This is a genomic window from Maritalea sp., from assembly GCF_051251695.1.
GTDB lineage: Bacteria > Pseudomonadota > Alphaproteobacteria > Rhizobiales > Devosiaceae > Maritalea.
Genome location: NZ_JBPOEU010000009.1, coordinates 13,050 through 26,916, shown reverse-complemented (window position 1 = coordinate 26,916; position 13,867 = coordinate 13,050). Strand labels below are relative to the sequence as shown.

Sequence of the window (13,867 nt, the reverse complement as noted above, 5' to 3'; positions counted from 1 at the left end):
CAAACCCAATGAGAGGGTTGCCAAAACTTAAACGGCGTTCCCCATCTCGCTGACAAGGTCTAGGGAGGAACATTGGCTGCATTAATAAGTATAAGACCAATGAATTGTCGCGACACTAATGAGCAGAGCTTCGGCTCTGCTTTATTTTGACTTCAAGCACTTACAGGCGTTAGCTCCAGTAGTTTATCAACCACTCGCTGGCCAACCCCAAGCTCAATAAATAGAGCAACACACCTGCAAGTACTGTTGTCAAAAGCATCTTCAACTTCAGTTTTGGTTTGGTTGGCGCGCCTGGGTCGTGACCGACTTCAACGCTCTGCCCATCCTCATGCGCAGCGCGCACGCCAATGGGCAGCATGATGAACAGGCACAGCCACCAAAGAACAAAATACAGTGCGATCGAACTCAATAAATCCATAGCGATACCCCTATCAAACCCATCATACCCGATGCACGAACACTTTCACATGCGGTTTTTTGCCCCAAAGCTGACTAATGTCTGAGCGAACACCACGTCGCAGTGACTCTGCTAAAGCTTTATTGTCTGAGCGTCGTTTTTGCGGCATCGACTTCAGCACACCAGCAATGGCTTGCTCCACCACCTCGCCAAAATCACCGTCTTCATCAACAAATGCCGGCAATCCAACAAGTTCAAATTGCGGCTTGCCAGATAGCTGCCCCTTGCTTGTCACGCAAAGCGAGACATTCACAGAACCACTAAACGACAAACGTCGTCTGTCCCGTACGCCACTTTCGTCAGGCTGACATAATATTTCGCCATCCAGATAGACCCGGCCGTGCGGCACTTCATCCTTATGTACACTCGCGACTGGGTAAAGTTGAGCCATATCGCCATTGCGCACACTCAGGCAGTTTTCAATACCAAGCTCTTGGCCGAACTTCAGGTGGGCGTTCAAATGCATGGCTTCACCATGGGCAGGCACCAATGTTGTTGGCTTTACCCAACTATAAAGCATTTTTAACTCATCCCGACGCGGGTGGCCGGAAACGTGAATTAAGGCGTCTTTGTCGGTAATAACTTCAACACCCTGATTGATCAGCATATTTTGAACATCACCAACTTCGCGTTCATTACCAGGTATGGCTTTGGACGAGAAAATGACTTTGTCGCCCTTATTGAGCGTGATAACCGGATGATCATCCCGAGCGATCCTAGCGATTGCAGCCCGGCTTTCACCCTGTGAACCGGTGCAAATCAAAACAACCTTGTCGCGTGGTAAATAACCGAAAGCGTCTTGGTCCAAAAACGGCTCAAGATCATCCATCAATCCAAGATCGCGCGCAATTTCGCTGGTTTTGTGTACCGAACGGCCAGCCGCCACCACATGACGGCCCGCTTTTTGCGCGGCACGAGCAATCGAAATCATGCGCCCAACGTTAGACGCGAAAATCGTCACGGCGACACGCGCCGGGGCGTCTGCAATCAGTCGATCAAGCGTTTCGGCAACTTCACCTTCGCCGGGGCTTGACCCATCACGGATCGCATTGGTGCTATCACCAATTACCGCTAACGGGCGTTTATCTTCGCCCAATTCCTTGAAGCGACGCTCATCAGTTGGGGCATTGCCCACAGGCGACGGGTCGATTTTCCAATCACCAGTATGTAAGACGCGTCCAGCCTCGGTTTCGATGTAAAGCGAGCAGCTCTCCGGAATTGAGTGTGCAACATTAATCAGTTCCAACGAGAACGGGCCTGCCTCAAACTTTTGACCGGGCTTTACGGTCGTAACAACAGGCAAGTTTTCTGTGTAGTTGTTGGAACGCGCTTTTGAATCATTCATCGCCTTAGCGAAAGGCGTCGCGAACACTGGGCACTCAAGATAGGGCCAAAGCTCCAACAGCGCACCGTAATGGTCTTCGTGAGCATGTGTGAGGACCAAGCCTTCGATATTCTCAACTTCGTCCTCTAAAAATCTTATATCTGGCATTACCAAATCAATGCCCGGCAGGTCCGGTCTGGCGAAAGTCAGGCCGCAATCGACAATAAGCCATTTTCGCTCACTGGGTGCGCCATAACCATATAGGCCAAAATTCATACCGATTTCGCCAACCCCACCAAGGGGCACGAAAACCAATTGATCACTCATCAAATATTGCTTTCAAAATTTACATCGAGCGGAAATATTTCCCCCGCTGTGATTGTGCGCTGACGACCTTGATGGTCAACAATCAAATTGCCGGTCTCATCGACCCCATCAAGACGCGCTACAAAACTTTCAGTGCTCGTATTCACCCGCATATCTTGCCCCATTCTATAGGCGTTGGACAACCAGTCCTGCCGAATAGATGAAAAGCCATGACCCATTTCCCATTCAGCAAGCCGTTGCGCAATCGCATCACTTAGGTACGGGAAAAAATGCTCAACAGATGTGGGTATACCCAATTCATTCAAATTACTGGCCGGATGATTTGTTTTGTCTGGGTGCGAAACAACATTCACCCCAAGCCCAATAACTACAAAACGTGATTGCCTCAAAGCGCCGCCCTCAAGCAAAAGCCCGGCACACTTTTTACCATTGATCATCAAATCATTTGGCCATTTGACTTCAACTTGCTCGGGCGTCAATTCACCCCCTGAATTAACGGCCAAAACAGCATCCCGAAGGGCAAGCGCCAGCACGAATGAAAGCTGTGCGATCTTGTCAGAGGGCGCAGGATCGATAAGCAGCAAGGAAGAATATAGATTACCCTTTGGGGAGTTCCAGAACCGGCCCCGGCGCCCTTTGCCGTCCACCTGTTCATCTGCCACCAGCCATTGATTGCCCGCAGCACCGGCGAGCGCATCCTTCATCAGGGTTGAACTAGTTGAACCTAGTGTTTCAACGTGTTTTAGCCTAAATCCGTTCTGCGCTGCCTTTTCACCTAAACTGACCACTTAAAACAAGCTACCAGCAGCCATCCCAGCTACGTCGGTCAAGAAACTTCCAACACTCAGATAATACGTCACGATCAATGCACCCGTTAGCGCAATAACAACATTCAACTCATTTGGTGTGTTGATGAATTGATGATTTGGCTCATCAAAATACATCGTACGTACAACACGCAAATAATAGAATGCACTAATTGCACTGGTCAAAACGCCGATCACCGCCAGAACAAACAGTTCCGCTTCAATAGCAGCCAAGAACACAGACCATTTGGCAAAGAAGCCAGCAAGTGGTGGCAACCCAATCAGTGAGAACATCATGATCGCCATGCCGGTGGCAACAAACGGTCTAGTCTGCGCAATACCCGCCAAGTCTGAGATGTCTTCCACATAACCTTGATCTGTGCGCAATGCCAAAATGCAGGCAAACAGGCCGATCGTCATGGTGAGGTAAATCGCCATATAAATGGCAACACCCTCAACCCCGGTTTGTGATCCAGCGGATAACCCGACCAACGCAAAACCAACGTGCCCGATTGAAGAATAAGCGATCAAGCGTTTTAGCTTTTTCTGGCCGATAGCCGCAAACGCCGCCAACACCATAGAAGCAATCGACAAGAAAATTACGATTTGCTGCCAGTCTTTAGCGATAGGTTCAAACGTGTCGAAAACGATACGAATAAACAATGCCATCGCAGCTACTTTCGGCGCGGATGCGAAGAACGCTGTTACCGGCGTTGGAACACCTTCGTAAACGTCTGGCGTCCACATATGGAACGGCACCGCAGAAATCTTGAACGCCAGCCCAGCCAAAACAAACACTAAGCCAACAATCAAACCAAGCGATGGATCACCAAGTGCAATGACTTTAGCAATTTCGTCGATCTGCGTTTGCCCCGTAAATCCATAAACCATCGAAGCACCGTAAAGCAGCATACCAGACGACAAAGCGCCAAGAACAAAGTACTTTAACCCAGCTTCTGTAGCGCGGCCTGAATCACGTTTGAACGCTGAAATCACGTATAGCGATAAGGATTGAAGTTCCAGCCCGATATAGAGTGACATCAGATCGTTCGCTGAAATCATCATCATCATGCCCAAAGTGGCAAGCACCACAAGCACAGGGTACTCGAACTTGTTCAGATTATGATCTGACGCGGTGGAGACCGACAGGACAAGCGCAAATGCAGAGCCAGTCAACACAAGCACCTTCATATAACGCGCAAACCCATCCTGAATAAACCCACCGTTAAACAACACACCTTCAGCCGGATGAACTGCCACCAGCACAGCCGTTACGGCCAGCAAGCCAATCGTGGCCCCAACAATCATGGTGTTGCCACCATCCTTGTTCGAAAACACGCCAACCATCAGCAAGATGATCGCGCCAATTGCCAACAATAGCTCTGGATATGCAGGAGCGAGAGCAACAAAACTTGTTAGATCAGATTCCATTTGTTCCTCCTAGCGCGCAACGTCAACGAGCGCACCGACCTGCGTGAGGCCTGCTTGATAGTGTGAGACCAACGCTTCAACCGAAGCAGCAGTCGCATCCAAAATTGGAGCTGGATAAAAACCAAAGAAAATAGTCAGAACGATCAATGGCACAATGACTGCCATTTCACGCGGGTTCATATCCAAAATTGATTTCAATGTATCTTTTTCGAGCGCGCCGAAAATCACACGTCGATAGAGCCACAAGGCATAGCATGCTGATAGGATCAGTCCGAATGCCGCGCCGAACGCCACCCAAGTATTCACTTGGAACACGCCGATCAGGATAAGGAATTCGCCAACGAACCCACTTGTGCCCGGCAAGCCAACATTGGCCATGGTGAATATCATGAAGGCAAACGCATATTTCGGCATCCGCTCCACAAGCCCACCATAGGCTGAAATTTCTCGAGTGTGCATCCGGTCATAAATAACGCCAACGCATAAGAACAACGCGCCTGAAACGATACCGTGTGAGATCATTTGGAAAATCGCGCCTTGGATACCCAATTGGTTGGCAGCGAAAATCCCCATGGTCACGAACCCCATATGGGCGACAGACGAATAAGCAATCAGCTTTTTGATGTCTTCCTGCACAAGCGCAATCAGCGAGGTCGCAATAATCGCCACAACCGACAGAAAGAACACAAAGTCCGCAAAATAGGCTGACGCATCTGGGAACATCGGTAACGAGAAGCGCAAGAACCCATAACCACCCATTTTAAGCAAAATGGCAGCTAGGATGACGGAACCCGCAGTTGGCGCTTCAACATGAGCTTCTGGCAGCCAACGGTGGAACGGCCACATTGGCATTTTCACCGCAAACGAAGCAAAGAATGCTATCCATAACCAGAATTGAGATTCCGGTGAGAACTTAAACTTGAGCAGTTGTGTAATGTCCAAAGTGCCGGCCTGCCAATACATCGCCATAATAGCTAACAGCATCAGCACTGAACCAGTGAACGTATAGAAGAAGAACTTGTAACTCGCTTGAACGCGTTTTTTGCCACCCCAAATCCCGATAATCAGGAACATTGGGATAAGGCCACCTTCAAAGAACACATAGAACATTGCCAGATCGAGCGTCGCAAAAACACCAATCATCAAAAACTCAAGCAGCAAGAACGCCGCCAGATATTCTTTGACCCGCTTGTCGATGCTGTCCCAACTGGCCAAAACGCACATTGGCATCAGCAAGGTTGTTAGCACGATGAATAGGATCGAAATCCCATCAACGCCCATACGGTAGCCGATGACGTCGCCCAACCATTGGTGGTTCTGTACGAACTGAAATCCAGGGTCCGTCGCGTCAAACAACGCCCACATCACCATCGACAAAATGAACGTCACGGTGGTCGTTACAAGCGCAATGTAACGCATATTGTTTTTGGCCAATGCATCATTGCCCGGCACAATAAGCACGAAGAATACGCCAACCAACGGTAGGAACGTAAGGATCGTGAGGATGTTATTGTTTATTATGTTCATCCTAGTAGGCCCCCTGCAGCAATAGCCCAGGTTATTAGCGCAGCAACACCAATCAGCATTGCCAACGCGTAGTGATAGAGATAACCGGACTGAAGCCGCACAACTTGCGCTGTGACATCCTTAACCCGTCGGGCGATACCGCCCACAATCATGTCATCGATAAACCAATCATCGAACCCGCGCCAAAGCGCTTTGCCAACCCATTTGGCCGGACGAACGAACAAGAAGTCATAGAGTTCATCGAAGTACCATTTGTTGAGCAAGAAGGCATAAAGACCAGAATGTTCTTTCGCCAAAGATTTGGGTACGTCTGGCCGCACAATGTAGAAATACCAAGCCGTAACAAATCCGATGATCATCGCGATGGTCGCTGAAAGTTTCACCCAAAGCGGTACATGATGCGCTTCGTCGATCAACTCGCCATTTACAACAACTGCGCCTTTAAAGAAGTGCTCAACATGCTCGGCATGGCCGAAGAAACTATCATACCAAAGGTATCCTGAAAGCACAGCACCAGCGGCCAGCACGAATAGCGGCACTAGCATAACCATTGGGCTTTCATGAGCATGGTCGAATGTCTCTTCAGACGCACGGGTCTTGCCGTGGAATGTAAGGTGAACCAAGCGCCATGAATAAAAACTGGTGAACAAAGCCGCGATAACCAAAGACCAGAAAGCGAATGTTCCCGCTTGCGTCCCTGCCCCGTAGGCCGCTTCGATAATGCTGTCTTTCGAGAAGAACCCAGCAAATCCAATTTCAGTGAGCGGAATACCAACGCCCGTAAGCGCCAACGTACCGATCATCATCATCCAATAGGTCACTGGCATCTTGTCTTTAATGCCGCCCATTTTGCGCATGTCTTGCTCGTGATGCATCGCATGGATTACGGAACCGGCACCTAAGAACAACAGCGCTTTAAAGAACGCGTGGGTAAACAAGTGGAACACACCAGCAGAATATGCGCCAACGCCAAGGGCCACAAACATGTAGCCAAGCTGCGAACAAGTTGAATAAGCAATCACACGCTTAATGTCGTTCTGAACCAAACCCACAGTTGCGGCGAAGAACGCTGTAATCGCGCCAACATAAATCACAACAGTCGTTGCTGTTTCTGAAGCTTCAAACATCGGCGACAAACGCGCCACCATGAAGACACCAGCGGTTACCATGGTCGCGGCGTGGATCAGCGCAGACACAGGTGTCGGGCCTTCCATCGCGTCAGGCAACCAAGTGTGCAGCAAGAACTGAGCCGATTTTCCCATTGCGCCAAGGAACAACAGCAAACAAATGACTGTCATCGCATCCCATTGCGCCCAAAGGAACGAAATGGTTTTGCCTTCCATGGCCCCAATATTGGAAAATGCGGTATCAAAATCGAGTGAACCCAGCATCATGAATGCAGCGAATATGCCAAGGGCAAAGCCGAAGTCACCAACACGGTTGACGATAAACGCTTTCATCGCCGCAGCATTGGCGCTTGGTTTTTTGTACCAGAAACCAATCAGCAAATATGAAGCAACGCCGACGCCTTCCCAACCAAAGAACATTTGAAGAAAATTGTTTGCGGTGACCAACATCAACATCGCGAAGGTAAAAAGCGACAAATATGCAAAGAAACGCGAGCGATGCGGATCTTCATGCATATAGCCAATTGAATAGATATGAACCAGGCTTGAAACCGTCGTCACAACCACCAACATCACAGCTGTTAGTGTATCCGCCCGGATCATCCAATTCAGATCAAGTCCGGCAGTGGAAATCCAGCGGAACAATTCAACTTTGACGGATTCTGCGGCAACAAACGCATGGTCACCGCCATGTGCTGCTTCTGCTCCATGGCCAGCATCGCCACCGCCCATAGTCCATTGCAAAAACACAATCCAAGAGAACAGAGCCGATAGAACCAAAAGGCTCGACGTAATGATCTCAGAAGATTTATGCCCGATGGACCGGCCAAAAAGACCAGCAATCAATGCCCCAAGCAGCGGCAAAAAGACAATAAGTTGAAGGAGTGTTTCGTTCATGCCGCTAGCCCTTCATCACGTTCACATCGTCAACAGCGATGGAACCTTTGTTTCGATAAAAGACCACAAGGATAGCCAAGCCAATCGCCGCCTCAGCTGCTGCAACGGTTAGGATCAGCAATGCAAATACTTGCCCCGCCATATCCTGTAGATGCGCACTGAATGCAACGAAATTGATATTGACCGCCAATAGGATCAACTCAATCGACATCAAAATAATGATGACGTTCTTGCGGTTAAGAAAAATACCAAACACGCCAAGCGTGAACAATATTGCTGCGACGGTCAAAAAGTGACCAAGTGGAATTACTGGTATCATATCAAGCCCCGATTAAATCCCTTTGCCACTTTCAACTGAAACGACTTCCACAGCGTCTTCACGCTTGCGGCCAACTTGCATTGCAATGTCCTGACGTTTCACATTTGGCTTGTGACGCAACGTAAGAACAATCGCTCCAATCATCGCCACCAGCAAAATAAGTCCTGCTGCTTCAAACAGATAGACATAACGTGTGTAAAGCACTGTGCCCAGGGCCTCAGTGTTCGACATGCCCTCGATAAACGGCACTGCGCTTGACCCAGCAACTTCTGGAGCAATCAAGAATGATGCAGCAACCATTATCAATTCGATCAACAACAGTCCGCCAATCATTGCGCCAACCGGAGCATATTGCAGAATGCCTTTTCGCAATTGTGCGAAATCAACGTCCAACATCATCACAACGAACAAGAACAGCACCATCACCGCGCCTACATAGACAACGATGAGCAGCAGCGCGAGAAATTCAGCGCCCGCCAACATGAAAATTCCAGCACCATTGACGAACGCCAAGATGAGGAACAACACCGAGTGAACCGGGTTGCGTGACGAAATAACCATTACCGCCGCAAAAATTGCGATGGCAGAAAACAGATAGAAAAAAGCAAGCTCTAAAGTCATCATTCTTCCCTATCGATACGCCGCGTCTGCATCTAAGTTCGCAGCAATTTCACGTTCCCAGCGATCGCCATTTGCAAGAAGCTTGTCTTTATCAAAGTAAAGCTCTTCGCGTGTTTCTGTCGCGAACTCAAAGTTCGGCCCTTCAACAATCGCATCAACCGGACACGCCTCTTGGCAAAATCCGCAATAAATGCACTTCACCATGTCAATGTCATACCGAACGGTACGTCGAGTGCCATCGTTCTGGCGTGGTCCCGCTTCAATGGTAATAGCTTGTGCGGGGCAAATCGCTTCACACAATTTGCAAGCAATGCAACGTTCTTCACCATTTGGATAACGCCGCAAAGCGTGCTCACCGCGAAAACGTGGGCTCACATACCCTTTTTCAAACGGATAGTTGATCGTTGGCTTTGGTTTAAAGAAATAGCGCATCGCCAAAAAGAACGTAGAAACGAACTCCTTGAGCAAAAGCGAATTGAGAAACTGTATAGCTCGCATTTTTCGTTTCCCCTTATGCCACGCCGCCATGCCAACCCCAGCCCGTAAGCTGGAGGACAAATGCAACTGCAAAAATCATCACGATTGAAATCGGTAGGAAGACTTTCCACCCAAGACGCATGAGTTGGTCATGTCGATAGCGCGGCACAATCGCCTTGACCATCGCAAACATGAAGAACACCGCGCCCGTTTTCAAAATGAACCACACCATACCTGGGATCCAGTTAAATGGCGCGATATCAAGTGGTGGCAACCAACCGCCCATAAACAATATGACCGTCATTGAACACATCAACACGATGGCCACATACTCACCCAACATAAACATCATGTAAGGGGTCGAGCCATATTCCACCATGAACCCAGCAACCAATTCACTTTCGGCTTCCGGCAAATCGAACGGCGGGCGGTTTGTTTCAGCCAATGCTGAGATAAAGAAAATCACAAACATTGGGAACAACGGCAACCAGAACCAGTTCAGCATTGAGAACCACGGCACGCCAAGCGTGTGGGCCAAGCCCATATCGCGTTGTGCAATCACAATGTCAGTGAGGTTCAACGAGCCAACACACAACAGCACGGTGATGATCACGAAGCCAATGGATACTTCATATGAAACCATTTGCGCAGCAGACCGCAAAGCACCCAAGAATGGGTATTTCGAGTTTGAAGCCCAACCGCCAATAATCACACCGTAAACGCCGAGCGAAGAAACCGCCAATACGTAAAGAACGCCAACGTTCAGGTCAGCAAGTGCCCAGCCTTCATCAAGTGGAATAACCACCCAAGCTGCCAAGGCGACCAAAACGGTGATCAGCGGTGCCATAAGGAATAAAACCTTGTCAGCACCCGCAGGAATAACCGGCTCTTTAAAGACGAATTTCAAAAGATCGGCAAAGCTTTGAAGCAATCCGAATGCGCCCACTACGTTGGGTCCGCGTCGAATTTGCACTGCAGCCCAAATTTTTCGGTCAGCCAACAAGAAGTAAGCCACGAAGATCAAAAGGGCGACCAAAAGCAATAGCCCTTTCCACACGAAACCAACCATTGAGCCCCAGCCCAAAATTGGTACACCGAGCAAATAATCCAAAGCTAGGAGTATCCAGTCCCACATAATTCTACTCCGCCGCCTCGTTCATGCCACCTGCCGCGAGTTGCGAACATTCGGCCATCACAGCAGATGCACGCGCAATCGGGTTGGTGAGGTAGAAATCATTTATCGATGATGAAAGCACCGCAGATTTAATATTCGCGGGTACCTTCGCCAATTTCTCAATCGGTTTAGCATCATGTTGAGCAGGCTGCTCAAGCACCGCAAAATGAGGGTATTGCACGTAAATCGCAGCACGAAGTTGCCCCAGATTGTCGTAAGGCAATGCTTCACCAAGATGCGCGGACAATGCCCGCAAAATAGCCCAATCTTCTTTTGCTTCACCCGGTCCAAACACAGCGCGGTTAGCTTGTTGCACCACACCTGCGGTATTGACATAAGTTGCGCTTTTTTCAGTGTACGTAACGCCGGGCAAAATCACATCTGCCGCATGTGCGCCAGCATCGCCGTGCGAGCCAATATAAACAACGAAAGAATTCTCATAGGCCGCCGCATCAACATTGTCAGCGCCCAAAAGGAACACAACGTCCAAATCGCCTTTGGCTGCGGCTTTGTCCATTCCCGAACGATCAAGACCGCCCCGCTCTGGCACAAAACCAACATCCAGACCACCAACCCGGCCAGCAGCAGAATGAAGAACAGCAAAGCCGTTCCAGTCTGCCGTCAACGCGCCGTTATCTTTGGCGATAGTCGCACAAATGCCCAAAACATCTTTTGCAGCGGGGCCAGAAAGCGCGCCCTCACCCACAATGATCAAAGGCCGTTTGGATTTAGCCAGAGTTTTGGCGAACTTAACGTCCCCAGCAGCAACAGCTGCTAAACTTTGGGTGCTTGCGCCCAGATATTCATAGTCAAATTTAAGATCCGCTTGATCACCAATAACAGCAATCGGGGTGCCATTTGCGCGCCATGCTTTGCGAATACGCGCATTCAAAATAGCAGCTTCTTTGCGTGGGTTCGATCCAACGATCAAAATCGCGTCCGCATCTTCAATTCCAGCAATACCAGTATTGAAAATATAGCTTGCGCGACCCTTTGAAGGATCAAGTGCAGAACCTGCAGGGCGACAATCAAGGCTTTTTGCACCCAATTGGTTCATAATGCCTTTCAGCGCGAACATTTCTTCCACGCCCGCAAGGTCACCAGCGATCGCGCCAATTTTATCGGCAGAAGTCTTTTTAACGGCCCGTGCAACAGCACTAAGTGCATCAGTCCAGCTTGCAGCCTGAAGTCGTTTGCCTTTTTTAACGTAAGGCTTGTCCAAACGCTGTGATTTCAAGCCGTCCCAGATGAAACGGGTTTTATCTGAAATCCACTCTTCGTTTACCGCTTCATTGATCCGGGGCATAATCCGCATCACTTCGCGACCACGGCTATCCACCCGAATGTTCGAGCCAACCGCATCCATCACGTCGATGCTTTCGGTTTTGTTCAATTCCCATGGACGGGCGGCAAATTCATAAGGACGTGATGTCAACGCACCAACGGGGCAAAGATCAATAACATTGCCCTGCAGCTCAGATGTCATCGCGCCTTCAAGGTAGGTGGTGATTTCAGCATCTTCACCCCGACCAATAAGGCCCAGTTCAGAAACGCCAGCAACTTCGGTGGTAAAGCGCACACAACGCGTACAGTGAATACAACGCGTCATGATGGTTTTCACCAACGGACCGATATATTTGTCTTCAACAGCACGCTTGTTTTCTTGGTAACGAGAGCTATCTACACCATAGGCCATTGCCTGGTCTTGCAGATCACATTCGCCGGCTTGGTCACAAATTGGGCAGTCAAGCGGGTGGTTGATCAAAAGAAATTCCATCACCCCTTCACGCGCCTTTTTGACCATTGGCGTATTGGTGAACACTTCTGGTGCTTCACCATTTGGCCCAGGGCGCAAATCACGCACACTCATCGCACATGAAGCGGCTGGCTTTGGTGGCCCGCCCTTCACTTCAACAAGGCACATGCGACAGTTGCCCGCCACTGAGAGCCGTTCATGATAACAAAAACGCGGAATTTCTGCGCCCGCTTCCTCACACGCCTGCATTAGCGTGTAGTGATCGGGAACTTCGATTTCCTGTCCGTCTACTTTTATGTTGGCCATGCTTGCCGCCTACTCCGCTGCAATGGATGGAACAGCCCCATCCGCTTTGGCATTGTGTGTATATTGATCAATCCGCTCTTCAATCACAGGACGGAAATTTTTAATGAGACCTTGGATTGGCCACGCCGCCGCATCACCGAGCGCACAAATCGTATGCCCCTCGACCTGCTTGGTAACCTCAAACAACATGTCAATTTCGCGCTTTTGCGCTTCACCGCGCACCATACGTTCCATCACACGGTTCATCCAACCGGTACCTTCACGACATGGCGTACATTGTCCGCAACTCTCATGCTTATAAAAGGCGGAAAGACGCGCAATCGCAGCGATAATGTCAGTCGATTTATCCATAACGATCACAGCGGCGGTGCCCAAAGAAGAACCAACTTCCTTAAGACCGTCAAAATCCATAATCGCATCGCGCATTTTGTCGCCCGGTACACATGGTACAGACGACCCACCCGGAATAACCGCTAACAAATTGTCCCAACCACCGCGAATGCCACCGCAATGTTTGTCGATCAATTCACCAAACGGAATGCCCATTTCTTCTTCAAATGTCGATGGTGTATTCACATGTCCAGAAACACAAAACAGTTTTGAACCCGTATTGTTTTCTCGACCAAGACCAGCAAACCACGATCCGCCACGACGCAAGATTTCAGGTACCACGGCAATCGATTCTACATTGTTCACTGTCGTTGGCGAACCATATAGACCCATACCAGCGGGAAACGGAGGTTTCAAACGCGGTTGACCCTTTTTGCCTTCAAGGCTTTCAAGCAGCGCAGTTTCTTCACCACAAATATAAGCACCCGCGCCATGATGAACGATGATGTCCATATCCCAGCCGTGTACGTTATTCTTGCCAATCAAGTTGGCGTCGTACGCCTGATCAACCGCAGCCTGCAAATTCTCGCGCTCGCGAACAAATTCACCGCGCACATAAATGAACGCATGATGCGCATCCATCGCCCGCGCCGCCAACAAACACCCTTCAACAAGATGATGAGGATCGTGGCGCATGATTTCGCGGTCTTTACATGTGCCTGGCTCAGATTCATCGGCGTTCACCACCAAATAGTGAGGACGACCGTCGCTCACTTTGGGCATGAATGACCATTTAAGCCCGGTTGGGAAACCCGCACCACCACGACCACGAAGGCCTGAAGATTTAACTTCCTCGGTGATCCAATCGCGCCCTTTATCGATAAAACCTTTGGTTTGAGACCAAGAACCACGCTTTTGCGCGCCCTCTAAGCCCCAATCACCCTGGTTATATAGGTTTGTGAAAATACGGTCTTGATCTGACAACATA

12 protein-coding genes are annotated in these 13,867 nt (G+C 49.5%); all 12 read right to left on the bottom strand.

Annotated features, from left to right (window positions below; genetic code table 11):
• Positions 1 to 169: 169 nt before the first annotated feature.
• Positions 170 to 418 (bottom strand): DUF1467 family protein, encoded by a 249-nt coding sequence (locus ACSHWX_RS06840; RefSeq protein WP_435667452.1) that lies wholly within the window; start codon positions 416 to 418, stop codon positions 170 to 172.
• Positions 419 to 440: 22 nt separating this feature from the next.
• Positions 441 to 2,108 carry a ribonuclease J gene (locus tag ACSHWX_RS06835; protein ID WP_435667451.1) on the bottom strand — a complete coding sequence of 556 codons (1,668 nt, stop codon included), beginning with the start codon at positions 2,106 to 2,108 and terminating at the stop codon, positions 441 to 443.
• Positions 2,108 to 2,896 (bottom strand): biotin--[acetyl-CoA-carboxylase] ligase, encoded by a 789-nt coding sequence (locus tag ACSHWX_RS06830; protein ID WP_435667450.1) that lies wholly within the window; start codon positions 2,894 to 2,896, stop codon positions 2,108 to 2,110. Before ACSHWX_RS06830 ends, ACSHWX_RS06835 begins: the two co-directional genes overlap by 1 nt.
• Positions 2,897 to 4,345: an NADH-quinone oxidoreductase subunit NuoN gene (gene nuoN, locus ACSHWX_RS06825; RefSeq protein WP_435667449.1), complete on the bottom strand. Its 1,449-nt coding sequence runs from the start codon at positions 4,343 to 4,345 to the stop codon at positions 2,897 to 2,899.
• A gap of 9 nt (positions 4,346 to 4,354) precedes the next feature.
• Positions 4,355 to 5,872: an NADH-quinone oxidoreductase subunit M gene (locus ACSHWX_RS06820; RefSeq protein WP_435667448.1), complete on the bottom strand. Its 1,518-nt coding sequence runs from the start codon at positions 5,870 to 5,872 to the stop codon at positions 4,355 to 4,357.
• Positions 5,869 to 7,896 carry an NADH-quinone oxidoreductase subunit L gene (gene nuoL, locus ACSHWX_RS06815; RefSeq protein WP_435667447.1) on the bottom strand — a complete coding sequence of 676 codons (2,028 nt, stop codon included), beginning with the start codon at positions 7,894 to 7,896 and terminating at the stop codon, positions 5,869 to 5,871. The genes ACSHWX_RS06820 and nuoL overlap by 4 nt, the downstream gene beginning before the upstream one ends.
• Before the next feature lie 4 nt (positions 7,897 to 7,900).
• The gene (gene nuoK / locus ACSHWX_RS06810) at positions 7,901 to 8,215 is read right to left on the bottom strand and encodes an NADH-quinone oxidoreductase subunit NuoK (protein WP_435667446.1); all 315 of its coding nucleotides are present in this window, start codon (positions 8,213 to 8,215) and stop codon (positions 7,901 to 7,903) included.
• Positions 8,216 to 8,227: 12 nt separating this feature from the next.
• Positions 8,228 to 8,836 carry an NADH-quinone oxidoreductase subunit J gene (locus tag ACSHWX_RS06805; RefSeq protein WP_435667445.1) on the bottom strand — a complete coding sequence of 203 codons (609 nt, stop codon included), beginning with the start codon at positions 8,834 to 8,836 and terminating at the stop codon, positions 8,228 to 8,230.
• 9 nt (positions 8,837 to 8,845) lie between these two features.
• Positions 8,846 to 9,334, bottom strand: a complete 489-nt coding sequence (gene nuoI / locus ACSHWX_RS06800) for an NADH-quinone oxidoreductase subunit NuoI (protein WP_435667444.1) — start codon at positions 9,332 to 9,334, stop codon at positions 8,846 to 8,848.
• Between the two features lie 13 nt (positions 9,335 to 9,347).
• On the bottom strand, positions 9,348 to 10,382 hold the full coding sequence (nuoH, locus tag ACSHWX_RS06795; protein WP_435667551.1) for an NADH-quinone oxidoreductase subunit NuoH: 1,035 nt from the start codon (positions 10,380 to 10,382) through the stop codon (positions 9,348 to 9,350).
• A 70-nt stretch (positions 10,383 to 10,452) separates the two neighbouring features.
• On the bottom strand, positions 10,453 to 12,549 hold the full coding sequence (gene nuoG, locus ACSHWX_RS06790; protein WP_435667443.1) for an NADH-quinone oxidoreductase subunit NuoG: 2,097 nt from the start codon (positions 12,547 to 12,549) through the stop codon (positions 10,453 to 10,455).
• A 9-nt stretch (positions 12,550 to 12,558) separates the two neighbouring features.
• Positions 12,559 to 13,866 (bottom strand): NADH-quinone oxidoreductase subunit NuoF, encoded by a 1,308-nt coding sequence (nuoF, locus tag ACSHWX_RS06785; protein WP_435667442.1) that lies wholly within the window; start codon positions 13,864 to 13,866, stop codon positions 12,559 to 12,561.
• Position 13,867: the final 1 nt, after the last annotated feature.